The sequence below is a fragment of the Candidatus Terasakiella magnetica genome, assembly GCF_900093605.1.
Taxonomy (GTDB): domain Bacteria; phylum Pseudomonadota; class Alphaproteobacteria; order Rhodospirillales; family Terasakiellaceae; genus Terasakiella; species Terasakiella magnetica.
Genome location: NZ_FLYE01000034.1, coordinates 123,205 through 147,522, shown reverse-complemented (window position 1 = coordinate 147,522; position 24,318 = coordinate 123,205). Strand labels below are relative to the sequence as shown.

Genomic DNA, 24,318 nt, shown 5'->3' with positions numbered 1-24,318 from the left:
AGCTACATGTCTAAAGAAATTAAATTCGGCACAGAAGCTCGTGCTAAAATGCTCGAAGGCGTTGACATTCTTGCCAACGCTGTAAAAGTAACACTCGGTCCAAAAGGTCGTAACGTTATTCTTGATAAGTCTTTTGGCGCACCACGCGTCACAAAAGACGGTGTTTCTGTTGCTAAAGAAATCGATCTGGAAGACAAGTTCCAGAACATGGGCGCACAGATGATCAAAGAAGTTGCCTCTAAAACAGCTGATCTGGCTGGTGATGGTACAACAACTGCGACAGTTCTGGCACAAGCCATCGTTCGTGAAGGTACAAAAGCGGTTGCTGCGGGCATGAACCCAATGGATCTGAAACGTGGTATCGACACAGCTGTAACAGCCGTTGTTGCAGACGTTAAAAGCCGCTCTAAGCCAGTTGCGACAAACGAAGAAGTTGCACAAGTTGGTACAATCTCTGCAAACGGTGAAAACACTGTTGGTGATTTGATTGCACAAGCTATGGAAAAAGTGGGTAACGAAGGCGTTATCACTGTTGAAGAAGCTAAAGGTCTGGACACAACTCTTGACGTTGTTGAAGGTATGCAGTTTGACCGTGGTTACACATCTCCTTACTTCGTCACAAACTCTGAGAAAATGATCTGTGAGTTGGACAACCCGTACATCTTGGTTAACGAAGGCAAACTGACGTCACTTCAGCCAATGTTGCACCTGCTTGAAGGTTCTGTTCAAGCCTCTCGTCCATTGTTGATCATCGCTGAAGATATCGAAGGCGAAGCGCTTGCAACTCTGGTTGTAAACAAACTGCGTGGCGGCCTGAAGGTTGCTGCAGTTAAAGCGCCTGGTTTTGGTGATCGTCGCAAAGCAATGTTGCAAGACATCGCTATTTTGACAAACGGTCAGTTGGTTTCTGAAGAGCTTGGCATCAAGCTGGAAGAAGTGACACTTGAAATGCTTGGTACGGCCAAGTCTGTTGTGATCACTAAAGAAGAAACAACAATCGTTGAAGGCGCTGGCGACAAAGACGATATCGTTCAACGTTGCAACCAAATCAAGGCGCAAACAGAAGAAACAACTTCTGAATACGACCGTGAAAAACTGCAAGAGCGTCTGGCTAAATTGGCTGGCGGTGTTGCTGTTATCCAAGTTGGTGGTGCAACAGAAATCGAAGTTAAAGAACGCAAAGACCGCGTTGACGATGCGCTGCACGCAACACGCGCTGCTGTTGAAGAAGGCATCATCTCTGGTGGTGGTACAGCTCTATTGTATGCTGTTCGCGCCCTTGAAGGTGTTGAAGGCGACAATGCTGACCAAAAAGTTGGTGTAGACATCATCCGTCGTGCGCTTCAATCGCCAATCCGTCAGATCGCTGAAAACGCTGGTCACGATGGTGCGGTTGTTTCTGGTAAGCTGCTTGAAGGCACTGATCCAAAAACTGGCTTTAACGCACAAACAGGTGAGTATACTGACCTTGTTGCAGCTGGTGTTATCGATCCGGTTAAAGTTGTTCGTACAGCTCTGCAAGATGCGGCTTCTGTGGCTGGCTTGTTGATCACAACTGAAGCTATGGTTGCTGATAAGCCTGAGGCTGCTGGCGCGGCTGCTGCACCTGCAATGCCTGACATGGGCGGCATGGGCGGCATGGGTGGTATGGGCTTCTAAGCCAAACCAACCAGTAAGCTATAAAGCTATTAAAGAGGGTCGCACTTTTAGGTGCGGCCCTTTTTTTGTGTCCCCCTGTCATACTGGCGAGGCTAGTATCCAGTTGTGTGGTAAATCGCTCGGGGCAGGCAGCTACGTTTTTCATTTGCAGCCCTCTTTTGCCTCTGATATAACATCTCCAAGTTTACGTTAACGTAAAGGTAAAGTGATTAAGGAGACGATGATGGACGTTAAAGGTTTAGGTGCGATTGTAACGGGTGCAGCTTCTGGTTTGGGTGAAGCAACCGCGCGCAAGCTTGCTGCACAAGGTGCAAAAGTTGCGATTTTTGATATGAATGTGGAAGCTGCGCAAAAAGTAGCCGATGAAATTGGCGGCATTGCGGTTGAATGTAACGTGGCTGATGCTGCCAGTGCTGAGGCTGCTTTTGCAACCGCGCGTGAAGCCCATGGGGTCGCCCGTATTGTGGTTTCTTGTGCGGGGATTGCACCGGCTTCCAAAATCGTTGGTCGCAATGGCGCGCATGATCTTGATCTGTTTTCCAAGGTGATCAATGTCAATTTGATCGGCACGTTTAATATGTCTCGTCTGGCTTGTGCCGATATGATTGCACAAGACCCTGTAAATGATGAAGAGCGCGGCGTTGTGATCAACACGGCATCAATTGCATTTGCCGATGGTCAAATCGGTCAGGCGGCTTATGCGGCTTCAAAAGGGGGTGTGGCCTCGTTGACTTTACCCATCGCGCGTGAAATGGCCCCAAAAGGTGTGCGTGTGATGACGGTTGCGCCGGGTATTATGGCAACGCCAATGTTGTTGGGCATGCCTGAAGAGGTGCAAGAGGCGTTGAATAAATCAGTGCCTTGTGGTCGCATGGGTAAGCCGGAAGAATTTGCAAATCTGGTTAACCATATTGTTGAAAATGCCTATCTCTCTGGTGAAGTGATCCGTATGGATGGCGCACTTCGTATGGCTCCAAAATAATAAAAATGTCATTTTGCTAGGGGCTAGAATCCAGATAGGGATGCTGGTTTTTATCAGAGTGACGCAATGTGTGTTTCGCCTTGGACTCTCTTTAAAACCGTGCTAAACAGCGCGAAAGTTTTTGTCTCTAAAAGAGGTCCAAGGTGCAATACGTTTCCACACGCGGCAAAGCCCCCGCACTTTCATTTGATGATGTTCTTCTAACGGGTCTGGCCCGCGATGGCGGTCTTTACCTGCCAGAAAGCTGGCCCCAGTTTAGCGAAGATGATATCCGCGATATGCGTGGGCTATCATATGCCGATATGGCTGTGCGTGTGATGTATCCGTTCGTTGAGGGATCAATCCCCAAGGACGATTTTAACGAGCTTGTTCAAGACGCTTATAAAGAATTCGGTCATCCTTCAGTTGCGCCACTTAAGCAGCTTGATGCTGATCAGTGGGTGATGGAACTGTTTCATGGTCCCACATTGGCCTTTAAAGATTACGCCCTGCAATTGCTTGGTCGTTTGTTTGATTATGTGCTTAAAAAACGTGGTGAGAAAGTCACCATCGTTGGCGCTACATCCGGGGACACAGGCTCTGCTGCGATTGAGGCATGCCGTGATCGTGAATGTATTGATATTTTCATTATGCATCCAAAGGGCCGCGTTTCTGATGTACAGCGCCGCCAGATGACAACGATCATGTCTGAAAATGTGCATAATATTGCGGTTGAAGGCACGTTTGATGATTGTCAGGATGCGGTGAAAGCCATGTTTAACGACATGGATTTTCGCGATAAGCTCAACCTGTCTGCGGTGAACTCCATCAACTGGGCGCGCATCATGGCGCAAGTGGCCTATTATTTCTGGGCGGCTGTGCAAGTGGGGGCACCGGATCGTAAAACACGCTTTGCCGTGCCAACAGGTAACTTTGGTAATGTATTTGCCGGATATTGCGCCCAACAAATGGGCCTGCCCATTGATGGTTTTATCATCGGGTCTAACCGCAATGACATTTTGACACGCTATTTCAACACAGGCGTGATGAAGATGGAAACGGTTGAGCCCAGCCTGTCCCCTTCCATGGATATTCAAATTTCCTCTAACTTTGAGCGTTTGCTCGCCCAGCATTACGCGGGTGATGGCGCTGCTCTTGATCAGGCGCTGACAGATTTTCGCAATAACGGCGAAGTCGATTTTGGCAAAGATCGCTGGCAAGCCATGTGCAAGGATTTCACCGCACAATGTCTGGATGATGAAGAGACTAAAAAAGCGATTTCTGATTTTTATCATCAAACAGGTGAATTGCTTGATCCGCATTCTGTCATTGGCTGCGCTGTGGCCCGTGATGGCGAGAAAACCGATGCGGTGACCGTGGCCCTTGCCACTGCCCATCCTGCAAAATTCCCAGCCGCTGTTAAAGAGGCAAGTGGTGTTCATCCTGATCTGCCAGAACGTCTATCTGATCTGTTTGATCGTGATGAGCGTTTTGATGTGCTGGAAAATGATCTTGATGGCATCAAGGCTTATATTGAAGAGACATTAGCGTAAATGACAGTTCGCGTAACAACGTTGGATAACGGTCTTCGCATCGTTTCTGACCATATGGCTTCTGTGCAATCGGTTTCACTAGGCGCATGGGTTGAGGTTGGTGCACGTCATGAGGACCCGCAGGTAAACGGAATTTCCCACCTGCTGGAACATATGGCGTTTAAAGGCACAAAAAAACGCACCGCCTTGCAATTGGCTGAAGAGATCGAGAATGTTGGCGGCCATATCAATGCCTATACGTCACGCGAAAACACAGCCTATTATGCCAAGGTGTTAAAAGAAGATACCGCCCTTGCAGTAGATGTTATTGCGGATATTTTGCAGAACTCCCTTCTGGATGAAGAAGAGCTGGAGCGCGAACGCAATGTGATTTTGCAAGAAATCCATCAGGCCAATGATACGCCGGATGATATTATCTTCGATCACTTTCAAAAGATTGCCTATCCTGACCAAGCCATGGGTCGCCCTGTTTTAGGCGAAGCTGAGATCATTCGCACCATGTCGCGCGATAAGGTTTTATCTTATATGCAGGATAATTATTCAGCCTCTAAAATGGTTTTTAGTGCGGCTGGTAATATTGATCATGATGAATTGGTCGCATTGGTTGGTGAAAAATTCCAATCCCTTCCAAAAGACACAGCCCTTTCAGCAGACCCAACCCGTTATGTCGGCGGGACCTTTATTGAGAACCGCCCAAGTCTGGAGCAGGTCCATGTGGTAGCCGGGTTTGATGGGATTCGTTATGACGATCCGCAGTTCTATTCTTTATCAGTAATGTCCACTTTGTTTGGTGGGGGCATGTCATCGCGCCTGTTTCAGGAAATTCGTGAAAAGCGCGCTTTGGTGTATTCCATCTATAGCTTTGTCTCTGCCTATGATGATGGCGGCATGCTGGGTATTTATGCGGGAACGGGCGCGGAAGAAACAAAAGAGCTCTTGCCTGTGTTGGTGGATGAGATCAGAAAAGTCTGTGAGACTGTTAGCGAAGAAGAAGTCTTGCGCTCACGTGCTCAGCTTAAATCCAGTATTTTGATGTCACTGGAAAGCACGTCAACACGTTGTGAGCAATTGGCACGCCAGATGATTGTTTTCAAACGTCCCATCACGGTTGAAGAAGTGGTCGAGAAAATCGATGCCATTGATGCACAAGCGGTGATGGAGGTCTCTCAACGGGTCTTTTCAAGCACACCGACTTTAGCAGCCATTGGCCCGATTGAAGAGCTTCCTGAATTTAAGATTTAAGAATGAGCAACACCCCTTTTAAGATAAATCTTAAGGGGTGTTTTGTTATTTCTTAACCGCCATCCAGACCCCAAGGCTGGCTACTGCCATACCGATAAGTGCGGCGAGCCCAAGTGTTTCATCAAATAAGAAGAAAGCTTCAAGGGCGGTGACGGGTGGCACCATGTAAAACAGGCTGGCAACTTTTGAAGCCTCGCCCTGTTTGATCATCCACATTAACAGTGAAATGGCACCAAAAGACGGCATAAAGATCAGCCAGAACAGGGCAAAGATAAACTGTCCTGTCCATTGCACCGCCATAGTTTCAAAACTGACAGCCGCAATGCTATAGAGCAAGGCTGCGGCACAATATTGAATGAAAGTGCCACTCATAAGCGGCATGTCGGTGCAGTATTTTTTCTGATAAAGTGAACTTGCTGTAATGCTCAGCACAGCAAAAAAGGCGGCAACCACGGCCCAAGGGCCAAAACCGTCAAAAAGATTGTTGCTTGCCAGATCAAGTTTCTCACTAAGCACCAGCACAATCCCCGCTAGACCAAGACTTAGGCCCAGCCATTGGACGGGTTTAACTTTTTCACCTAAAACAGGTTGGGCGGCAAAGGCGGTCAGCAAAGGTTGAAGCCCGGCAATGAGCGCCGCCAAACCTGAGGGCATGCCCAGTTTAATGGCGGTAAAAACTCCACCGAGATATCCGCAATGGATCAAAACACCGGATAAGGCCACATGGGAGCTGAGCTTCCATGAAGACGGCCATGATTTTTTAAGAACGAGCAAGACCACCAGCAAGATCGCACTGGTGATGGTCATGCGGATAAAGAGAAATGTATAAGGCTCGGCAAACGGTAGGCCGAGCTTGGCCCCGATGAAGCCTGTGCTCCATAAAAAAACAAACAGGATGGGGATGTAGCGGGTCAAAGCTCGATATTCGCCACTTCACGATACAGGTTTTGCAAACAGCCTGCTGCTTCTGCATTACCTTCTTTGTGACGGTTTTCTAAAACCCGAATGCAGGCTTCAGCCACTGCTTGAACTTCGCTTGTATCGAGCTCATTAAAGAACAGTTGTGGATTGGTTCTTAAGCCGAGAATAAATGGGTTAGACATGAGACCTTGCAACTCCTTTCGTGTTTCGCTCGCCAATCTATGTTTTTTTGCAGCAAAAAGAAAGTTTCATATGACATTTGCTTGTAAATTTTATGGGTGCTGCTTAATCTTCATAAAAATAATCTGATATAAGGAGAAGATCGTGACTGTTGAGATTTATACAAAAGATAACTGCATGTTTTGCAAAAAAGCCAAAGAGCTTATGAAGGAAAACGATGTAGCCTATAAAGAAATTGATGCAGGCACAGTCGCTGCTTTTAAAAAAATGCAAGATCGCCTACCCGGTGTGAGCACGGTTCCCCAGATCATTATTGATGGGCACCATATTGGCGGATTTGATGTGTTAGAAGCTCATCAAAATGCAATTTTCAAAAAATATCATTCAAATAAGAAACTGGAGGAACCTGTGAAATTTAAAGGCAGCAATACGGAAAAAAATATCCTTAAGGCTTTCGTCGGGGAATGTGTGGCGCGCATGCGCTATACGTTTTTTGCTTCTAAGGCCAAGAAAGAAGGCTATGTGCAAATCTCTCATGTGTTTGAAGAAACAGCTGATCAGGAAAAAGCCCATGCCAGTCGCCTCTATAAGTTTTTAGAAGGCCGTGAAGTTAAGATCACCGAGACTTTTCCTGCCGGTGGCAATGGCACGACAGAAGAAAACTTGCGTGATGCAGCAGGGGGTGAGCAGCACGAACATGAGCATATGTATCCCGAGTTTGCCCGCATTGCGCGCGATGAAGGCTTTAGCGAGATTGCGGACGTTTTTGAAAACATCGCGATTGCTGAACAACAACATGGCAAACGTTTCTTGGAGCTGGCTGAAAATATCAAGAATGAGCAGGTCTTTGTGCGCAAAGAATCCCATAAATGGCGTTGTCGCAATTGCGGCTTTGTCCATGAAGGCGAAGAAGCCGTTGATAAATGTCCAGCATGCGCGCACTCAAAAGCCTATTTTGAGCTGTTAGGCGAGAATTGGTAAGATAACCCCTACTTGTTTTATGGTCATTTCTCTTTTATCATAGGTAAAAAAGGTAAGAGAGAAATGATACGTTTGTTTATAGCCACCCTTTTATTGATAAACGGGTTTGGCAGCCTTGCTTATGGGGATGAGAAAACGCCTGATGATAGTTTTGTCATCGGGACCTTTTCCTATCCGCCACTTTTACATAAAGGCAAGGATGGCGCATTTTCCGGCACCTTAGGTGAAACCGTAAAGCTCATTTGTGAAAAAGCAGCCCTAAATTGCCGCTTCAAAATCTTGCCGCTCAAGCGGGTTTATCAAGAACTGCGCGGCGGCAAAGTTGATGCGCTGGTTACGCTGGATTTAGGCCAATTTCCCAAATGTTGTTTAATAAGTAAATGGCGCTCACCTTGGGCGGCGGGTCTGTTTTCAACCTTACCTGCCAATGAGATCCCCAAAATTGAAAAAGAAATCTATGGCAAGAAGCTGATCGTCGTTAACGGCATGCGCTCTCCTTATAGTTTTTTGCCTGAAATGGATAAGTTGGCAAAAGAAGGTAAAATCAAACTGTATGTCTCAAAGCATGTGTCTTCTTCAGCCAATATGTTTGCCAAAGGCCGTGCAGAGCTTTTATGGGGTGGGGAGGATTTCACATGGCATTTGAAAAAGATTGCTCCTCATATGGCTTATAATTTCAGACCTCTTTTAAAGAAGAATGTGGTGTTATGGGCGCGCAAAGAACATCAAGGCATCTTGGATAAGTTTGATGAAGCAGTCGCGCAATTGCGCACTGAGCAGACCATCGGGGAAGATGGGAAATTACATCCAGACCTGATGGCGCAAACATACCAAGAACCTGCTTCTTAAGGCTATTTTGCCACACTTAATCTTTTGACCGCATTCACAAAGCGATTAAGGGTTTGTGAAATCTCGCCACGTTCCAGCATAATCTCAATCAGGTGAAAACAGCTGCTATCTTGTTGGGCGGCTTCAAGGGCATCAATCAGCTCAGCATGGGTTTTAACGCGCACACCTTTACCGCCCAAAGGTCCCGCTATAGCCGCAAAACCCCAATCATCAAGGTCGTGATAGTTGGGGCCGGGCTGAAAAGTGCGCAGCATTTCCCAGCTTTTGTTGTTAAACAACAACACAATAGGGTTCCAGCCATATTTGCGACAATTGCCAAGCTCCCAGCCGGTCATTTGAAAGGCACCATCACCCACCATAATTAAGGGGCGCTGCCCAGATGTGGCCTGAATGGCAAGCCCGGCTGGTACGCCCGGCCCCATGGAGGCATAATAGCCCGGCGCAATAAGGGCGGTATTTTCAATATCCATGGCGGTAAACAGGCAATCGCCCATATCAGAGGCAATGGGCATGCGCCCGTGTTTGACAAACATATCATTGACCGCGCAGGCCACATCGGTGGGGGCAATGGCGCTGTCATCACTTTTAAGCCCATAAGGATAGGTCGGAGCGGGTAGTTTTTTTGCATCACCTAGCGGGCTGGCAATTTCAATCATGGCCTCAATCAGAAATTCAAGCGGGACATTGGGGTAACTGTGATGGGCAAAATGAACATCACGATCAAAAGCATGTACCACGCTGCGCATATCAATTTCCCGTTTTGATACCCCAAAATTGGTATCAGACAGGATCACACCGAGCATGAGCAGCCCGTCTGAGCGCTCAACGGTTTTGCGCACCTCTTCTGTGCCGGCAAGCCCAAGGTAAGTGCCGATTAAAGGGGCTTCGGTATCGACTAAAATACCGCGTGCCATAAAGGAGGTCACAACGGGAATGCCAAGTGTGTGGGTGAGTTCGGCCAGTTTTTCCTCCAACCCAAAGCGGCGCACTTCCACACCTGCCATGATGCAGGGTTTTTCAGCGCAGTTCAGATGGGCAAGCACTTCTTTTGCACATGCCCGTGCGGCCTCCATATCCTCACAACTGGGATGAAAGGCGGGAACGGGGTCAACCTCAACAGCCACCATATCGCGCGGGAACTCAATATAGATCGGGCGGGATTGTTCAATACAGCGATCTAATGCGTCTGCAATGAGTTTGGGGGCGGTTTTGGCATCATCAAGGATGATTTGCGCGCAGGTGATTTCTTCAAAAATCTTATATTGGGAATCGATGCGTTTGACCTGATGATGCAGGCCAAGACCACGCATGGATTCGAGCTTACCCGGTGCGCCAGAGATGACCACAAGGGGGGATTTCTCCACATAGGCTTGGGCCACAGGATTAACCATATTAAGCGCACCTGCCCCATATGTGACAGCCGCGATGCCAAGGCGGGAGTTAAACCGCCCCGCCGCATCAGCCGCAAAACCCACACCGGGTTCATGGCTTAGGGTATGTAAAGGGAGGATTTGGCTATCTTCAAGGATTTTAAAATAGGGAAGGGCGAAATCACCGGGGATACCAAAGACTTCACGCGCACCGCGATCTTTAAGGGCGTGAAAAAGTGCTTCTGCCAATAACATGGGAGGCCTCACTGCATTTAATTAATTTCATTTGAAACAATTATAGCAGAAGTGAGGCGAAATATCTGGTCGAACTTAAGCGCTTTCAGATAATAACCAATCGCGAAAAACTTTAATCTTGAACCTTTCGATCCCATTTTGTGAACAAACGAAATAGGCACTCATATCTGAGGAAACGCTGATGTTAAACAGGCGTAGTAATCGCCCAGTTTGAAGTTCTGATGAAATCATGGAGGAATGACCAAGGGCGATACCTTCCCCAGAAAGGCAGGCCTGCATTGCCATATGGGTATGGGAGAATTTCGGTCCCCGCGTATGGTCAACACCCGTGATGTTGGCATGTTTTAACCAATATGCCCATGTCTCTGCCTCTGAAAGAACGGCATAATCATGCAGTAAGGTATGATGTTGAAGGCCATTTGGCGTGATGACAGAAGGATTGCGTTCCAGATAGTGCGGGGCGCAAACCGGAAACATTTCATCATCCATAATATGTTCCACATAAAGATTATCCCATTTGCCTTTCCCATAGCGAATAGCGCAATCCACATCATCGCGGTCAAAATCAGCCAAGCTATCATAGGCGGCAATACGCACGTCAATATCAGGATGTTGCTGGGTAAATTGTTGCAAGCGCGGCACAAGCCATAAGGAAGCAAAAGAGGGCATGACCGAAACGGTCAGCACGCCGCTGCTGTCTGCCTTTAATAAGCTATTGGTTGCGATATCCAGTTGATCTAGGGCATCGCGCACATCAGGGAAATAGTGCTGACCTTCATCGGTGAGCATCAACGCACGGTTTAAACGTTTAAATAACTTGAGGCCGAGATGTTCTTCCAAGGCTTTGACCTGATGACTGACTGCGGCTTGGGTGACAAAAAGCTCATCAGCAGCACGGGTGAAACTGAGGTGACGCGCGGCGGCTTCAAAAGCGCGCAGTGCATTTAAGGGGGGAAGCCGTCTTGCCATTGTCTCGATACAATCCAGTTATTCAGATTAGAAAAACTAATGCAGAGTATCAAAAAAGCTCGTTTGTTCACAAGCGAAAAGAAACGTATAACATTCAACATAAGGGGCGCGCCTCTATTGGTATGAACTTAAACGTGATGAGGTTAGTTATGTCGGTAGAGACTCTTAAAATTAATGATTATTGTTCAGTAGGAACAGCTCATAAAGTAGAGACACGTTTGGTTATGATGCCAAAACAGGTCTTGCAAACACTTAAGCTATGGATGCAACGTCAACGCAAACGTAGTGACCTTGCCCGACTGGATGACCGCATTCTTGAAGATATCGGTCTGTCGCGCACGGATATTGAACGTGAAATTAAAAAACCATTTTGGGTTAAATAAATTCATGTTTACGATTACGTCATTGTGGTGATCAATGATTTTTATATAGAAATCTCTCGTGATCGCTCCCTAACCAAGGCCGCAATGACGTAAAGTTTTCCTTGCTGTTTTGATCCAGCAACCAGAGTGACAAAGCCCCTGAAAGGATATCATGTCGAATAGTGCTTTATATATTCTGACGGTTCTGATTTGGGGCTCGACTTGGCTGGCGATTAAATATCAGCTGGGCAGTGTGGCGATGGAAATCTCCATCGCCTATCGCTTTGCCTTGGCAAGCTTGGTATTGCTGGCTTTTTGTCTGATCCGGCGAAAAAATCTTAAATTTGATCTGCGCACCCATATGTGGATGGCCTCGCTCGGGGCGTTTTTATTTTCCGGCAATTACTTCTTCATGTATTGGGCCACGGGCCATATCACCACGGGGTTGGTCTCGGTGGTGTTTTGCGCCATGGTGGTGATTAACATCAGCCTGAGCCGCCTGTTTTTTAAAACCGAGATTACCCGGCGCGTGCTTATTGGGGCGTCATTGGGCATGATCGGGATTTGTCTGGTTTTCTGGCCTGAAGTGAAAACCTTTGACCTTTCAGATGAAGGATTCTTCGGCATGGTGCTCGCCTTTATCGGCACGGTCTCAGCCTCATGTGGCAATATGGTTTCAGCGCGCAATCAGAAAAACGGTGTCCCCGTCATGCAAGCCAATGCGTGGGGGATGGCCTATGGCACGATTTTTATAAGTATCGCCGCCCTTGTGCAAGGCCATGAGTTTGGCTTTGATCCAAGTCTTGAATATGTCAGCTCGCTTGTTTATCTGGCTGTCTTTGGCTCGGTTATCGCCTTTGGCTGTTATCTCACCTTGCTGGGTAACATCGGGGCGGATAAGGCTGTTTATAGTGTGGTGCTGTTCCCGCTGGTTGCCTTGAGCCTATCCACAGTGTTTGAAAATTATCACTGGCCTGTTGAAGCCATTATCGGCGTGCCATTGGTTTTATGGGGCAATGTGCTGGTTTTAAGTAAAGCCGGAAACTCCCGCCTTCTCAGGCTGGCGAAAGCCCGAAGCTAGTCTGATTATTCACTCCAGAACTCTATGGGGGCGATGGCATCTGCCACATTCACCGTGCCTTTAGCCTGCCCGATCACCCCATCGCGTAGTTCTTGCACCATCCATGCCTCATTATATTGTGCAGGGATGGGCTGTGGAGTGGGAAAACCAAGGGCGCCTGCATTACATTGAAAGCCAGAGCGTGGATAATAATTTGGATCACCCAGCACAAAGACCAGATCAACGCCCATTTTTTTTAAGCTTTTCAGCCCTGCGTTGATAAGGCGCTTACCCCATCCTTTATATTGCACATCTGGATGCACAGCTAAGGGGGCAAGCAGATAGGCTGATGTGCTATCGACTGATGCCTTGGTAAAGAGGATATGGGCCACGATTTGCCCGTCTTGTTCCCCAACCAGTGACAGGCACGGCTGGGCTGTTGGGTCGATGAGGAGTTGGTCTACCAGTTCGGCTTCGTCTTCCTCATTAAAAGCGAGGCGGTGAATTTCAAGAATGTCTTTAAGATCTTTTTCAACCGCTTTACGGATCATAATTTGTTTTCCTTTATAGCCTGTTCTATAAAGCAGGAAATAAAGGAAAATGGAAAGAAAAAATGCATCTTCTGGCTGCGACACCCGGTGCTGTTTCTGATGGGTCTGAAGCAATTGATTTGGGGCAAACCCCAGCTGACATTGTTGTGATGTCCGCTGCGGATACGGAACTGGCCTGTCTTGCCCTTGCCCATAAAAAACTTCATGAAGATGATGCTTCCATTCCCACCTTACGCTTAGCTTCCTTGCTCCATATGGGTCACAATATGTCTGTGGACCTGTATGTGGAGGATATCATTTCCCATGCAAAACTGGTGGTCTTGCGCCTGCTTGGGGGGAGAAGCTATCTGGAATATGGTGTTGATGAAATCACGCGCGTCTGTAGCGAAAAAAATATCCCGGTTGCTTTTCTTCCCGGTGATGACCAACCCGATGCGGAGCTGGCAAACCTGTGCAGCATTCAGGGCGAGGCTGCCCACCGCCTGTGGCAATATTGTGTCCATGGCGGTGTGGAAAATGCAACCGAGTTTTTAAATTTTGCCCATCACCTGTTGGGCCGCGACAGCCAATGGGCGGAACCTGCCCCCTTGTTGCGCGCTGGTATTTATGGCGCGCAAAGCCTTGCGCAGTTAAAAGAAAACGATTGGGTTGAAGGCCAGCCCGTTGCCGCCATTACCTTTTATCGCGCCTTGATGCAGGCGGGAAATACAGCGGTGATTGACGGGTTGATTGAGGCCTTGAAAAAACAAGGGCTCAACCCTTTACCACTTTATGGAGCAAGCCTGAAAGATGAAGTCGCTGCAAGTATTATTGAGCAGATGCTTGAGGAAAGTAACGCTTCCATTATTTTAAACGGCACGGGCTTTGCCCTATCCAAACCCAATGCAGCGCGCACAAAAACACCGTTTGATGTGGCAGATTGCCCTGTCTTGCAAGTGGTTTTTGCCGGATCAAACCTTGAGGCATGGAGCGAGGGGACAAACGGGTTATCCGCGCGCGATATCGCCATGAATGTGGCTTTGCCAGAAGTAGATGGGCGTATTTTATCACGCGCGGTTTCCTTTAAAGGCTTGGCTGAAAAAGACGCGCTTACCCAATGTGATATTGTGAGTTATCAACCGGTTGCAGACCGTTTGGAATTTAGCGCTGAGCTGGCGGCAAACTGGGCAAAGCTGCGCAATAAAGCGGCAAAGTCGCGCAAAATCGCTTTGATCCTTGCCAACTATCCTAATAAGGATGGGCGCATGGGCAATGGGGTCGGGCTTGATACGCCAGCCGCTTGCGTCAATGTGTTAAAGGCCATGGCGGGTGCGGGCTATCATGTGGAAAATATCCCTTTAAGCGGTAATGAGCTCATTGAGCGTTTACAAGCAGGCGTGACCAATGATTTCACCAAGCTTGATGAGCGCGATGTCATTGAAAGCCTCTCTCTTGAAGATTATCAGCGTTTCTTCTTAAGCTTGCCTCAAGCTGTTCAAGACGCGGTGAATGAGCGTTGGGGCAGCCCTGCCAAGGACCCGTTTTATAAAGAGGGTTCGTTTGTTCTGCCTGCTTATCAATGTGGTAATGTGGCGGTCTGTTTGCAGCCTGCGCGTGGCTATAACATTGATCCGGTGGAAAGTTATCACAGCCCTGATCTGGTGCCGCCCCATAATTATCTCGCCTTTTATGCATGGGTGCGCAAATCCTTTATTGCTGATGCTGTCATTCATATGGGCAAGCATGGGAATTTGGAATGGTTGCCGGGCAAAGCGATTGCTTTATCTGAAAACTGCTATCCAGAAGCCATCTTCGGCCCGCTTGTGCATCTTTATCCCTTTATCATTAATGACCCTGGTGAAGGCACACAAGCCAAACGCCGATCCCAAGCTGTGATCATTGATCACCTCACCCCGCCCTTAACGCGCGCTGAAAGTTATGGCCCGCTTAAAGACCTTGAGCAACTGGTTGATGAATATTATGAAGCCGCAGGTGTTGATCCGCGCCGCTTAAAAGTGCTGAAAAAAGAAATCCTCGCCTTATCGCGCACCACGGGGCTGGATGAAGATTGCGGCATTGGGCGCGATGATGGGGAAGAAGAAGCCCTTGCCAAGCTTGATAATCATTTATGTGAGCTCAAAGAATTACAAATTCGTGATGGCCTACATATCTTTGGTGAAAGCCCAGAAGATCGTCAGCTTAATGACCTGTTGGTCGCGCTTGTACGTGTGCCGCGCAATAAGGGCGAGGGTGCTGATGCTTCCATCATCCGTGCAATGGCTGAAGATTTTGATTTAAATTTTGATCCGCTTGATTGTGATATGGCAGGCCTTTGGGAGGGTTTAAAGCCGGAGTTGTTACAAGGTGGTGAAGAGGCATGGCGCACAAATGGTGATACGGTAGAGCGTTTAGAAATACTGGCGGCAAAATTCATCAGTAATGATATTGATGTTCCTGATTACATGGAGCGCACGAAGGCTGTATTATCTTATGTCAATGGAACTGTACGCCCCGCCGTACTTTCTTGTGGGGATGAAGAAATAAAGGCTATCCTGACAGGCTTGGATGGACGCTTTGTTGAGCCCGGTGCCAGTGGCGCACCAACGCGCGGACGCCCAGAGATTTTGCCCACGGGGAAAAACTTCTATTCAGTCGATACCCGCACGGTACCGACCCCTGCGGCTTGGACCTTGGGCTGGAAGTCGGCAAGCTTGATGATTGAGCGTTATATGCAGGATCATGGCGATTGGCCGCGCACCATGGCTTTAACCGCATGGGGCACATCTAATATGCGCACAGGCGGGGATGATATCGCCCAAGGGCTTGCCTTAATGGGGGTGCAGCCCACATGGGATAGTGTGTCGCGCCGCATTACCGGATTTGACATTATGCCCCAATCGGTCTTGGGCCGCCCGCGTGTAGATGTGACTTTACGGGTTTCCGGTTTTTTCCGTGATGCCTTTCCCTCACTCATTGATCTGTTTGATAGTGCCGCGCGCGCTGTGGCGGCTTTGGATGAGGGTGATGATATCAATCCGTTGGCAGCACGCGTTCGCCAAGAAAAACATCAGATGATGTCAAATGGGGCAAGCGAAGAAGAAGCCGATATGCGTGCAGGTTTTCGCGTTTTTGGTTCCAAACCCGGGGCTTACGGGGCGGGCTTACAAGCGCTTATTGATGAAAAAGGTTGGGAAACAGCGGACGATTTAGCCAAAGCCTATGTGGCGTGGGGCGGCTATGCCTATGGCTCAGGTGCAGGTGGGCAAACTGCCCATGGCCTGTTTGAAGAGCGCCTTTCCATGGTTGAAGCGGTGGTGCAAAACCAAGATAACCGTGAGCATGACCTGCTTGATAGTGATGACTATTACCAGTTTGAAGGCGGCATGAGCGCAGCCATTCGAAGCCTTAAGGGCGGTGAGGCACCAACGGTTTATCACAATGACCATTCCCGTCCAGAAAGCCCGCGCATTCGCACACTAGAAGAAGAAATCGCCCGTGTGGTGCGTGCGCGTGTGGTGAACCCGAAATGGATCGAAGGGGTGAAACGCCACGGCTATAAAGGCGCCTTTGAGATGGCGGCGACGCTAGATTATATGTTTGCTTTTTCAGCCACAGCCAATTGCGTGAAGAACCACCATTTTGATGCGGTTTTTGAGGCTTATGTCATGGATGAGGAAAACTATCAGTTCCTCAAAGACAATAATCCGGCGGCCTTAAAAGAAATGCTGGAGCGTTTTCAAGAAGCCCAAGACCGCAACATGTGGAACCCGCGCTCAAACTCAGCACGCTTTATGATCGAAGAAATGTTAGAGGGCCTTTAACCCTCCCCCTGTCATGCTGGCGCAGGCCAGCATCCAGCTCAAGATTTCCAGAATGACGGGTGTTGCCTATCGCAATAAGCGTTCTTTACTCCGCATCCGCGAGCCATTTATCCATGGTGCGGCGCTCGCGTTTTGTGGGGCGACCGGTGCCGGGCTCACGTTCTGCCACTTTCGCTTCTTTAGGTTTTTTCGGTTTGGGCTGGGGCGGGTCAAGGTCTTCATAAAGGGTACGGGCCTCAGGGGCGGGGCCACGTCTTGTACCCATTGCAATGACGCGGATGAGCCTGATATTGGGGCCTAGGGGAAAAGTGAGCACATCTTCAGGTTTGAGCATGACATGGGCTTTGGAAATCAAGTTCCCGTTGAGCCGCAATTTACCAGAGGAGACGAATTTACCAGCAAGGGTGCGGCTTTTAAAAAAACGGGTGTGCCAAAGCCATTTATCGACACGTAAAGTGGCAGGTGCTTCTTTTGTCATTTCCAATTTTTCAGTTTCGCAAAGGGTGAATCCGCATCGATTTTAATCGGGCGTTTCTTTTTCACCGCTTTCTTCTTTTTAATATGGTGCTTCTTGCGGCTGACTTTAAGGTCATCAGCAGTTTTTTCAAGATGATAGCCAAGCTGTTTTAAGATAATCCCCATGGTTTCAATGGAACATCCTGCAAGGCTGGTGAAATCTCCATCAACGGGGCAGCTGTGTTTTTTTGTGCGCTCCCACGCCAGTTCGGCTAAACGTTCCACCATGTCAATGCGCACGCAACGCCCCTTAAAATTGCGATAGCCAAGAATGGTATAAAAATCATCCGCTGTTTCTGTTTCAGCTTCAAAAGACATGAGCCCGTCTGCGGGCATGGCGGGGATGATTTCGGGCTTATAATAAATCACCCACAGGTCTGCGCGCAGGCGCACAGCCGCGGCTTTGAGAAGCTTGGGGCAATAAATCGCATGGCGACCAATCACCACGCCTTTTGTGCGCAAAATTTTTCGCTCTTTGGGCTCAATATTGCGCACAAGCTCATCAACTTTTGTGCGAGCAAGCGCGCCAAGGTTTTCGCGCAGTTGAAAGGCAAGTCCGCGAGAGGGGCCTTCAAGCTTTGTTTGATCAAGTTCAAACAGGGGCTTAAGGGTTTGGAGAATATAACGTGCCAGCCACTCATGCAGGCGGGCTTTAACGCGCTGGCGCAATGGCTCATCAAGCAAAGCAAAACTGAGTGTTTCAAGACGTGGGCTGAGTAGATCATGACCTTTAAACAGGCGCGCACAGGGGTGATCGCGCCACAAAATAAAACCATCATCACGAATGCGAAAGGCTGTATCTTTTTCTTCTTCAAAGACGCTTATGCGGCGCTCCATTTCTTGGCGAAGGGCTTTAAGAGCTGCTGAATTCACCGCGCGTTTGGCATGGGCATTATCGGTTTCATCTGCAGCAAAGTGAAAGCCTTCTAAGCGCCCCACAAAATGACCTTCCACCAACACATCACCGGATTTTGTCACAGCAGCAAGCAGGTCTTCTTTATCTTTAAGCTTTTTCATCAAGGTCGATGTGCGTCGATCAACAAAACGTTTGGTGAGCTGTTCGTGAAGCGCATCAGAAAGCTTATCTTCAATTTCGCGCGTCACATTTTGCCAATGGGTTGGATCATTAAGCCATTTGGAACGCTGCGAAATATAAGTCCATGTGCGGATATTGGAAAGCCGTTGGGTTAAGGTATCAATATCACCATCAATGCGCTCTAGACGTTGGACATGACCCGCCACCCAATCGGTTGGCAGGGTGTTTTTATGGGTGCACAGATGAATAAAAATCTGGCCCAATAAGCGCGGATGGCTATCGGACATCGTCTTGGCAAAATCAGGAACCTGGCAGACCTCCCATAAAAGCTTAACCGCTTTGGGATGGCTGGCATGGCCGATCACATCGGGGTTTTTGGCGAGAAATTCCAGCGTGACTTCATCTTCACAAATGCGCGGGCGAATGAGACCTTGGGTCTGTGGGCTGCGGCGCAAATCCATTTGTAGAGTTTCAACCGTGGTAAAGCGGATGCGTGAATTGCGCCAGTAAATTTGTTCAAGATTTTCAAATTCATGGGCTTCTAGGCGATCAACCATTTCAGAGTCAATGGGGGGGCAATCCGCGGTGACCCCAAAGGTGCCATCGCGCATATAACGCCCTGCGCGCCCGGCAATTTGGGCCATTTCTGCGGCGCGCAGACTGCGCATCTGATGACCATCAAATTTTGAAAGGGCAGCAAAAGCCACATGGTCCACATCCATATTGAGCCCCATGCCAATGGCATCGGTTGCTACGATATAATCAACCTCACCAGCTTGATAAAGTTCCACTTGTGCATTGCGTGTGCGCGGACTTAGGGCACCCAGAACAACCGCAGCCCCGCCTTTTTGACGCCGAATGAGCTCAGCAATGGCATAAACTTCAGCAGCGGAAAAGGCCACGATGGCAGAACGATTGGGCAGGCGGGTAATTTTCTTTGACCCCGTGTAAGTGAGGTTTGAAAAGCGCGGACGTTCTTCAAATTCCACCTCATCCACCAGATGGCGGATCAATGGGGCGATGGAGAGGGAGCCCATAAACATGGTTTCTGATCGCCCGCGTGCATTTAGCAGACGCTCAGTAAAGATATGACCACGATCGGGGTCAGAACAAAGCTGGATTTCATCAATACCGATAAATTCGACTTCACGCTCAAGCGGCATGGATTCGACCGTACACAGGAAATAGCGCGCGTGCGGGGGGACAATTTTTTCCTCACCTGTGATGAGGGCGACTTGTTCCGGGCCTTTAATGCTGACGACCCGGTCATAATTTTCACGTGCAAGCAGGCGCAGGGGAAAGCCAATGATGCCTGAGCTATGGGCCATCATGCGTTCAAGCGCGAGATAGGTCTTTCCGGTATTTGTGGGGCCGAGCACTGCAGAAATGCGTGCGCGATGTGAAGTATTAACCTGCATAACGGGGCGCACTTTGGACCAGTTTGCAAAGATAGGCAAGAAAAGAGGGAAGCGTTGGGGCACCTCCCTCTTTTCTTGCGGCTCACATAGGTGAGAAACGCCTTAAAAAGAGGTGGCAATAAATCTTAAGGCCCACTCACCTACGTAGAGGGGAACTTTAAGAATATGGAGGCGCGCGCGGTGCAGAAGGACGTGCACGTTCAGCCATGGCTAAACGGTTTGCATCCACACCCATATAGGGCTGGGGGAGCCCGGCTAGAATATCTTGTGAGACGACTTCGGGAAGGAGGTCGATGGATTTATGAGCATCAATGTTACACAGCACGCAGAGCTCACACACAAAACCATCCGTATGGCTTGGCAGGCTCGATGGGGTGTCTGTGGCAGAAACATCAACACGACAGATGCTGGCGCGCATCTGTTCTTCAAATTCTGTAAGCTGGCTTTCATCACCTGCTAGAACAACAACAGGGGTGAGAAGCTGGAATAAAAAAGCAATGAGCAGCAGGGCTGAAATATCAGCTCTGGCAACTTGCATGGCTTTTCTTAACTTCACGGGCATTAATGGCTTCCTGTTGGTGTAAGGTTAGTATCTTCTTATATAGATTGACGGCAAAATGCAAATAAAAACACCCTGCCAAAAAATGACAGGGTGTTTTTCAAGCAGCCCAGTTAGGGTAAGGGGGGGGGAAGGTTCTGGGCTACTTGTTCGTTCTTTATCTTTATGGGAATTAGCGCTCTACAAAGGCGCGCTCAAGAACGTAATCGGCTGCATCGCCTGTATGTTCTGAGGCTCTAAAACCCAGATCATCAAGGATTTTGCAGGTATCTTCATTCATCACCTGAGAGCCGCAAATCATGGCGCGGTCTGTTTCAGGGTTAAGCTGTGGGATGCCAAGGTTCTTACAGAGGCTACCATCCACAATTGAGTCGGTAATACGGCCTTGGTTTTTATAAGGCTCACGCGTAACCGTTGGATAATAGATCAATTGCTCAGAGATCATCTCACCCAGATATTCGTGGTTTGGCAGTTCATTGAGGATATAATCCTGATAGGCCAGCTCGCTCGTATAGCGCACACCGTGGCACAGAATGACTTTTTCAAAACGCTCATAGGTTTGGAAATCACGAATGATGCTCAAGAACGGGGCAAGGCCTGTGCCTGTGGCAAAGAGGAAAAGGTTTTTAGCAGGGGTGAGATCGTCAATCACAAGCGTGCCCACAGGCTTTTTGCTCACCAGTAATTTGTCATCAACTTTTAAATGCTGCAAACGTGATGTCAGTGGACCATCGGGCACTTTAATGCTGAGAAATTCCAGATGCTCTTCATAATTGGCACTGGCGATTGAATAAGCACGCATGAGCGGCTTGCCTTCCACTTCCAGACCGATCATGACAAAATGACCGTTTTCGAATCTCAAGGCTTCAGAACGTGTTGTTTTGAAGCTGAACAGCGTATCGTTCCAATGTTTTACTTCTAAAACGTCTTCTTGGAAAAATGCCATAATTACTCTCTTCGCGTTTGCTAGCAGTTGGACGAGCGAGAAAAACGAATCTCCTGCTCGAAATTTATATGCACAATAATGTGTGTTAATTATTTGTCAATTACAAATAAAATACGTTAAATAGATTTTATTATTCTATTCAAAAGATGTCAGATCACAGGCTGTTTTGATTTCGCAGCTATTCCTACTATTTCACTTGGTTTATGTAAAGTGAATATAAGAAAGGTTCTTAGGCACACCGTTGAACAGCATAATTAAATAATCAACTTTGACGAGTCACAGACTCCTGCAAAAGTAGTTAATCATTTGTTAACCTTTGCAATCATGAAAAAAACCCGCCTCCAGTTGAAGACGGGTTTAACTCTTTTCAGACTGGGTCAGTCTTAGCCAACAGCAGCTTCGCCGTGGGCTTTGACTTCACCGCGGTTGCGTTGAACCCATTCTTTAATTTGGCGACGAGCAGCATCAAAAGCGTCACGGATGGTCACGTAAACGTCTTCGTGCGCGTGGTCGTCATTGTGAGTTTTGTTCACAACAATTTCTTCGCCCGGCAATGTGATATCAAGACGGATATCGTAGAAGTTGCCTTTGGTTTTGCTTTTGTGCGGTGCGCTAACAGTGACGCGGCAAGCAACGATTTTGTCAGAGTGTTTTTCCAACATTTCAACTTTTTCGCGGATGCGCGATTCTACAGCGTCAGAGTGATCAACGTCGCGAAAAACGATTTGCAATGGAGACTGCATTAAACTTGAGCCCTATATTCTTTTTAAAGATGGCGATCTAAGACGCCCCCAAATGGTGCGAAGATCAGTGAAAATTTATTCCTCATACCTTCTTCTTCACGTAAGTGCAACATAAGAGATTGATGTTTTGCAGATTCTTTACAAGAAGGGCTTGCATATGAGACGAATTTAAAACATATCCTGTACATCCATTTTTAAACTAGGGACTTATGAATTAGGGCCATGACTGAAGAAAAACTTTCGTTTCAGGCAGAAGTCAGCAAACTTCTCCACATCGTTACGCACTCTCTTTACAGTAACAAAGAGATCTTCCTGCGTGAATTGATCTCCAACGCCTCAGATGCGTGTGACAAGTTACGTTATGAGTCTCAAACCGATTCTTCCCTCATTGATGGTGATTCGGAATTTAAAATCACGCTCAGTGCGGATAAAGAGGCCAAGACACTAACCTTGGCTGATAACGGCATCGGCATGAACCATGATGACCTGATTAACAATCTGGGCACGATCGCCAAATCCGGTACAGAAGCTTTCTTAAAAGCTGCTGAAGAATCCGGTAATTCAGATGTAAATCTGATCGGTCAGTTTGGTGTGGGCTTTTACTCTTCTTTCATGGTGGCTGATGAGGTCATCGTGAGTACACGCAAAGCCGGTGAAGATAAGGCTTGGGTCTGGACCAGCACGGGCCAAGGTGAATACACCATCACCGATGGCGAGCGCGATGGTCATGGGACAACCATCACCATGAAGATGCGCGAAGACCAAGAAGAATTCCTTGATGACATGCGCATTCGCAACATCATCAAGACCTATTCAGACCATATCGATATTGCGGTTGTGTTGAAGGGTGAGGAAGAAGAAACACTGAATTCGGCCTCTGCCATCTGGACACGCAGCAAAAGCGATATCACAGAAGAACAATATAAAGAATTCTACCACCATGTGGCTCACGCGTTTGATGACCCATGGCTGACTTTGCACAACCGGGTTGAAGGGGTGATTGAATATACCAATCTTCTGTTTATCCCGGGAACACGCCCGATGGATTTATTCACGCCAGAGCGTAAAAACCATCTCAAGCTTTATGTAAACCGTGTGTTCATTACAGATGATTGTGATGAAGTGATCCCGCAATATCTGCGTTTTGTGCGCGGTGTTGTGGATAGTGGTGATCTGCCGCTTAACGTTTCGCGCGAAATGTTGCAGCACAATCCGGTCTTGGCAAAGATCAAAGCGGGCCTGACGAAAAAAGTCTTGGGTGAGCTGAAGAAAAAAGCTGAAAAAGATGCAGAAGGTTATGCTGCATTTTGGGAGAACTTCGGTGCTGTCATGAAAGAAGGCATCTACGAAGATTTCGCCCATCAAAAAGATTGCCTCGCACTGGCACGCTTTAAATCAACCAATGGGGATGATTGGGTTTCACTAGCTGATTATGTGGAGCGTATGAAAGAAGGTCAGGACGAGATTTTCTATATCTCTGGGGATGACCTTGATGCGCTTAAACGTTCTCCACAATTGGAAGGCTTTAAAGCCAAGGGCGTTGAAGTTCTCTTGATGACAGACCCGATTGATGAGTTCTGGATCCCATCAGTTGGTCAGTTTGAAGAAAAGAACTTCCAGTCCATCACCAAAGGTGGCGCAGACCTGTCTAAAATCAAAAAAGACGGTGAAAGCGAAGAAGAAGCCAAAGAAGACAGTGCAGATAAAGACGGTGTGGACCGCCTATGTGCTGCCTTTAAAGTGGCTTTGGGGGACAGTGTGCAGGAAGTGCGCTCAACAGATCGTCTAACAGACAGTGCAGTTTGTATCGTGGCTTCTGAAACAGCTATGGATCGCAACTTACAACGTATGTTGAAACAACATGGTCAGGCCGTGCCGGATGATGCACCAATTTTGGAAGTCAACCCGACCCATAGCTTGATTAAAAAGCTGGTTGATCTATCTGCTGAAGGCACAAATGTAGCGTTGGATGATGCAGCACATCTCTTGCTGGATCAAGCCCGTATCATTGAAGGCGAAAATATCCCCGATATGACTTCATTTGCGCGTCGCATGACAAGTGCAATGGAAAAAGGCTTGATGTAACGTTTATACCAAACCGCTTTACATCATGAGAAAGGCCGCTTAAATGTGCGGCCTTTTTTAATGCGTTATTATTAATGATTGCGGCGCAAGCGTTGGCGCATGGTTTCAACTGAGCCGTCAAGCTCACCCGGTTTGATACGGTCAGCTTGGGCAATAAGATGGATGATGGGATCAGATAGTAAATCAGCAAGTTTCGGCTCAACACCGCCTTCACCAAATGGGGAGGTGGTGATGTTGACCTGCTTTTGCGCAGGCTTTCTCATATTCATACCAAAGAGCATATGTATCTCCAATTTCAGCTT

At 48.0% G+C, this 24,318-nt stretch carries 21 protein-coding genes; 10 read left to right on the top strand and 11 right to left on the bottom strand.

Annotated features, from left to right (window positions below):
* The first annotated feature begins 6 nt into the window (after positions 1-6).
* From groL to MTBPR1_RS11540, 4 genes are all read left to right on the top strand, one after another.
* A complete protein-coding gene (gene groL, locus MTBPR1_RS11555; protein WP_069189166.1) occupies positions 7-1,659 on the top strand; it encodes a chaperonin GroEL in 1,653 nt (550 codons plus the stop codon).
* 223 nt (positions 1,660-1,882) lie between these two features.
* Complete coding sequence (locus MTBPR1_RS11550) at positions 1,883-2,641, top strand: SDR family oxidoreductase (protein WP_069189165.1); 759 nt, start codon at positions 1,883-1,885, stop codon at positions 2,639-2,641.
* A 143-nt stretch (positions 2,642-2,784) separates the two neighbouring features.
* A complete protein-coding gene (gene thrC / locus MTBPR1_RS11545) occupies positions 2,785-4,173 on the top strand; it encodes a threonine synthase (RefSeq protein WP_069189164.1) in 1,389 nt (462 codons plus the stop codon).
* Positions 4,174-5,415: a M16 family metallopeptidase gene (locus MTBPR1_RS11540; RefSeq protein WP_069189163.1), complete on the top strand. Its 1,242-nt coding sequence runs from the start codon at positions 4,174-4,176 to the stop codon at positions 5,413-5,415.
* 45 nt (positions 5,416-5,460) lie between these two features.
* Here MTBPR1_RS11540 and MTBPR1_RS11535 read toward each other — a convergent pair whose 3' ends face one another.
* Positions 5,461-6,330, bottom strand: coding sequence for a DMT family transporter (locus MTBPR1_RS11535; RefSeq protein WP_069189162.1), 870 nt, complete (start codon positions 6,328-6,330; stop codon positions 5,461-5,463).
* On the bottom strand, positions 6,327-6,518 hold the full coding sequence (locus MTBPR1_RS11530; RefSeq protein WP_069189161.1) for a hypothetical protein: 192 nt from the start codon (positions 6,516-6,518) through the stop codon (positions 6,327-6,329). The genes MTBPR1_RS11535 and MTBPR1_RS11530 overlap by 4 nt, the downstream gene beginning before the upstream one ends.
* A 142-nt stretch (positions 6,519-6,660) precedes the next feature.
* Here MTBPR1_RS11530 and rbr point away from each other — a divergent pair, with 142 nt between their 5' ends.
* Together rbr and MTBPR1_RS11520 are read left to right on the top strand one after the other, a co-directional pair.
* Positions 6,661-7,497, top strand: coding sequence for a rubrerythrin (gene rbr, locus MTBPR1_RS11525; protein ID WP_240492889.1), 837 nt, complete (start codon positions 6,661-6,663; stop codon positions 7,495-7,497).
* A gap of 63 nt (positions 7,498-7,560) precedes the next feature.
* Positions 7,561-8,346: a substrate-binding periplasmic protein gene (locus tag MTBPR1_RS11520; protein WP_069189160.1), complete on the top strand. Its 786-nt coding sequence runs from the start codon at positions 7,561-7,563 to the stop codon at positions 8,344-8,346.
* Positions 8,347-8,348: 2 nt separating this feature from the next.
* Here MTBPR1_RS11520 and ipdC read toward each other — a convergent pair whose 3' ends face one another.
* A complete protein-coding gene (gene ipdC, locus MTBPR1_RS11515; RefSeq protein WP_069189159.1) occupies positions 8,349-9,971 on the bottom strand; it encodes an indolepyruvate/phenylpyruvate decarboxylase in 1,623 nt (540 codons plus the stop codon).
* A gap of 75 nt (positions 9,972-10,046) precedes the next feature.
* The gene (locus MTBPR1_RS11510; protein ID WP_069189158.1) at positions 10,047-10,940 is read right to left on the bottom strand and encodes a transcriptional regulator GcvA; all 894 of its coding nucleotides are present in this window, start codon (positions 10,938-10,940) and stop codon (positions 10,047-10,049) included.
* A gap of 149 nt (positions 10,941-11,089) precedes the next feature.
* Here MTBPR1_RS11510 and MTBPR1_RS17865 point away from each other — a divergent pair, with 149 nt between their 5' ends.
* The gene (locus MTBPR1_RS17865; RefSeq protein WP_205631239.1) at positions 11,090-11,323 is read left to right on the top strand and encodes a DUF1127 domain-containing protein; all 234 of its coding nucleotides are present in this window, start codon (positions 11,090-11,092) and stop codon (positions 11,321-11,323) included.
* 151 nt (positions 11,324-11,474) lie between these two features.
* Complete coding sequence (locus tag MTBPR1_RS11505; protein ID WP_069189157.1) at positions 11,475-12,383, top strand: DMT family transporter; 909 nt, start codon at positions 11,475-11,477, stop codon at positions 12,381-12,383.
* Positions 12,384-12,388: 5 nt separating this feature from the next.
* On the opposite strand, the gene MTBPR1_RS11500 is transcribed toward MTBPR1_RS11505, so the two are convergent.
* The gene (locus MTBPR1_RS11500) at positions 12,389-12,913 is read right to left on the bottom strand and encodes a GNAT family N-acetyltransferase (RefSeq protein WP_069189156.1); all 525 of its coding nucleotides are present in this window, start codon (positions 12,911-12,913) and stop codon (positions 12,389-12,391) included.
* A gap of 62 nt (positions 12,914-12,975) precedes the next feature.
* Between MTBPR1_RS11500 and cobN the strand changes: the two genes are divergently transcribed.
* The gene (gene cobN, locus MTBPR1_RS11495; RefSeq protein ID WP_069189155.1) at positions 12,976-16,713 is read left to right on the top strand and encodes a cobaltochelatase subunit CobN; all 3,738 of its coding nucleotides are present in this window, start codon (positions 12,976-12,978) and stop codon (positions 16,711-16,713) included.
* Positions 16,714-16,798: 85 nt separating this feature from the next.
* Here the strand turns inward: cobN and MTBPR1_RS11490 are convergent, their stop codons facing one another.
* From MTBPR1_RS11490 to MTBPR1_RS11470, 5 genes are all read right to left on the bottom strand, one after another.
* Positions 16,799-17,191, bottom strand: a complete 393-nt coding sequence (locus MTBPR1_RS11490; RefSeq protein ID WP_069189154.1) for an RNA-binding S4 domain-containing protein — start codon at positions 17,189-17,191, stop codon at positions 16,799-16,801.
* Entirely contained in the window at positions 17,188-19,746 is a 2,559-nt protein-coding gene (locus MTBPR1_RS11485) for a helicase-related protein (RefSeq protein ID WP_240492888.1), read from the bottom strand. Before MTBPR1_RS11485 ends, MTBPR1_RS11490 begins: the two co-directional genes overlap by 4 nt.
* Positions 19,747-19,840: 94 nt before the next feature.
* Positions 19,841-20,245, bottom strand: coding sequence for a hypothetical protein (locus MTBPR1_RS11480; RefSeq protein WP_069189153.1), 405 nt, complete (start codon positions 20,243-20,245; stop codon positions 19,841-19,843).
* A gap of 169 nt (positions 20,246-20,414) precedes the next feature.
* Positions 20,415-21,188 carry a ferredoxin--NADP reductase gene (locus MTBPR1_RS11475; RefSeq protein ID WP_126465196.1) on the bottom strand — a complete coding sequence of 258 codons (774 nt, stop codon included), beginning with the start codon at positions 21,186-21,188 and terminating at the stop codon, positions 20,415-20,417.
* Between the two features lie 383 nt (positions 21,189-21,571).
* Positions 21,572-21,931, bottom strand: a complete 360-nt coding sequence (locus tag MTBPR1_RS11470; RefSeq protein ID WP_069189151.1) for an HPF/RaiA family ribosome-associated protein — start codon at positions 21,929-21,931, stop codon at positions 21,572-21,574.
* A gap of 222 nt (positions 21,932-22,153) precedes the next feature.
* Here MTBPR1_RS11470 and htpG point away from each other — a divergent pair, with 222 nt between their 5' ends.
* Positions 22,154-24,016 (top strand): molecular chaperone HtpG, encoded by a 1,863-nt coding sequence (gene htpG, locus MTBPR1_RS11465; protein ID WP_069189150.1) that lies wholly within the window; start codon positions 22,154-22,156, stop codon positions 24,014-24,016.
* 71 nt (positions 24,017-24,087) lie between these two features.
* Here htpG and MTBPR1_RS11460 read toward each other — a convergent pair whose 3' ends face one another.
* Positions 24,088-24,297, bottom strand: a complete 210-nt coding sequence (locus tag MTBPR1_RS11460) for a hypothetical protein (RefSeq protein WP_069189149.1) — start codon at positions 24,295-24,297, stop codon at positions 24,088-24,090.
* Between the last annotated feature and the right edge of the window lie 21 nt (positions 24,298-24,318).

Coding starts and splice junctions, on each gene's coding strand:
- groL (WP_069189166.1), top strand. CDS start 7: ATGTCTAAAGAAATTAAATTCGGCACAGAAGCTCGTGCTAAAATGCTC.
- MTBPR1_RS11550 (WP_069189165.1), top strand. CDS start 1,883: ATGGACGTTAAAGGTTTAGGTGCGATTGTAACGGGTGCAGCTTCTGGT.
- MTBPR1_RS11540 (WP_069189163.1), top strand. CDS start 4,174: ATGACAGTTCGCGTAACAACGTTGGATAACGGTCTTCGCATCGTTTCT.
- MTBPR1_RS11530 (WP_069189161.1), bottom strand. CDS start 6,518: ATGTCTAACCCATTTATTCTCGGCTTAAGAACCAATCCACAACTGTTC.
- MTBPR1_RS11520 (WP_069189160.1), top strand. CDS start 7,561: ATGATACGTTTGTTTATAGCCACCCTTTTATTGATAAACGGGTTTGGC.
- ipdC (WP_069189159.1), bottom strand. CDS start 9,971: ATGTTATTGGCAGAAGCACTTTTTCACGCCCTTAAAGATCGCGGTGCG.
- MTBPR1_RS11510 (WP_069189158.1), bottom strand. CDS start 10,940: ATGGCAAGACGGCTTCCCCCCTTAAATGCACTGCGCGCTTTTGAAGCC.
- MTBPR1_RS17865 (WP_205631239.1), top strand. CDS start 11,090: ATGTCGGTAGAGACTCTTAAAATTAATGATTATTGTTCAGTAGGAACA.
- MTBPR1_RS11505 (WP_069189157.1), top strand. CDS start 11,475: ATGTCGAATAGTGCTTTATATATTCTGACGGTTCTGATTTGGGGCTCG.
- MTBPR1_RS11500 (WP_069189156.1), bottom strand. CDS start 12,913: ATGATCCGTAAAGCGGTTGAAAAAGATCTTAAAGACATTCTTGAAATT.
- cobN (WP_069189155.1), top strand. CDS start 12,976: ATGCATCTTCTGGCTGCGACACCCGGTGCTGTTTCTGATGGGTCTGAA.
- MTBPR1_RS11490 (WP_069189154.1), bottom strand. CDS start 17,191: ATGACAAAAGAAGCACCTGCCACTTTACGTGTCGATAAATGGCTTTGG.
- MTBPR1_RS11480 (WP_069189153.1), bottom strand. CDS start 20,245: ATGCCCGTGAAGTTAAGAAAAGCCATGCAAGTTGCCAGAGCTGATATT.
- MTBPR1_RS11475 (WP_126465196.1), bottom strand. CDS start 21,188: ATGGCATTTTTCCAAGAAGACGTTTTAGAAGTAAAACATTGGAACGAT.
- MTBPR1_RS11470 (WP_069189151.1), bottom strand. CDS start 21,931: ATGCAGTCTCCATTGCAAATCGTTTTTCGCGACGTTGATCACTCTGAC.
- htpG (WP_069189150.1), top strand. CDS start 22,154: ATGACTGAAGAAAAACTTTCGTTTCAGGCAGAAGTCAGCAAACTTCTC.
- MTBPR1_RS11460 (WP_069189149.1), bottom strand. CDS start 24,297: ATGCTCTTTGGTATGAATATGAGAAAGCCTGCGCAAAAGCAGGTCAAC.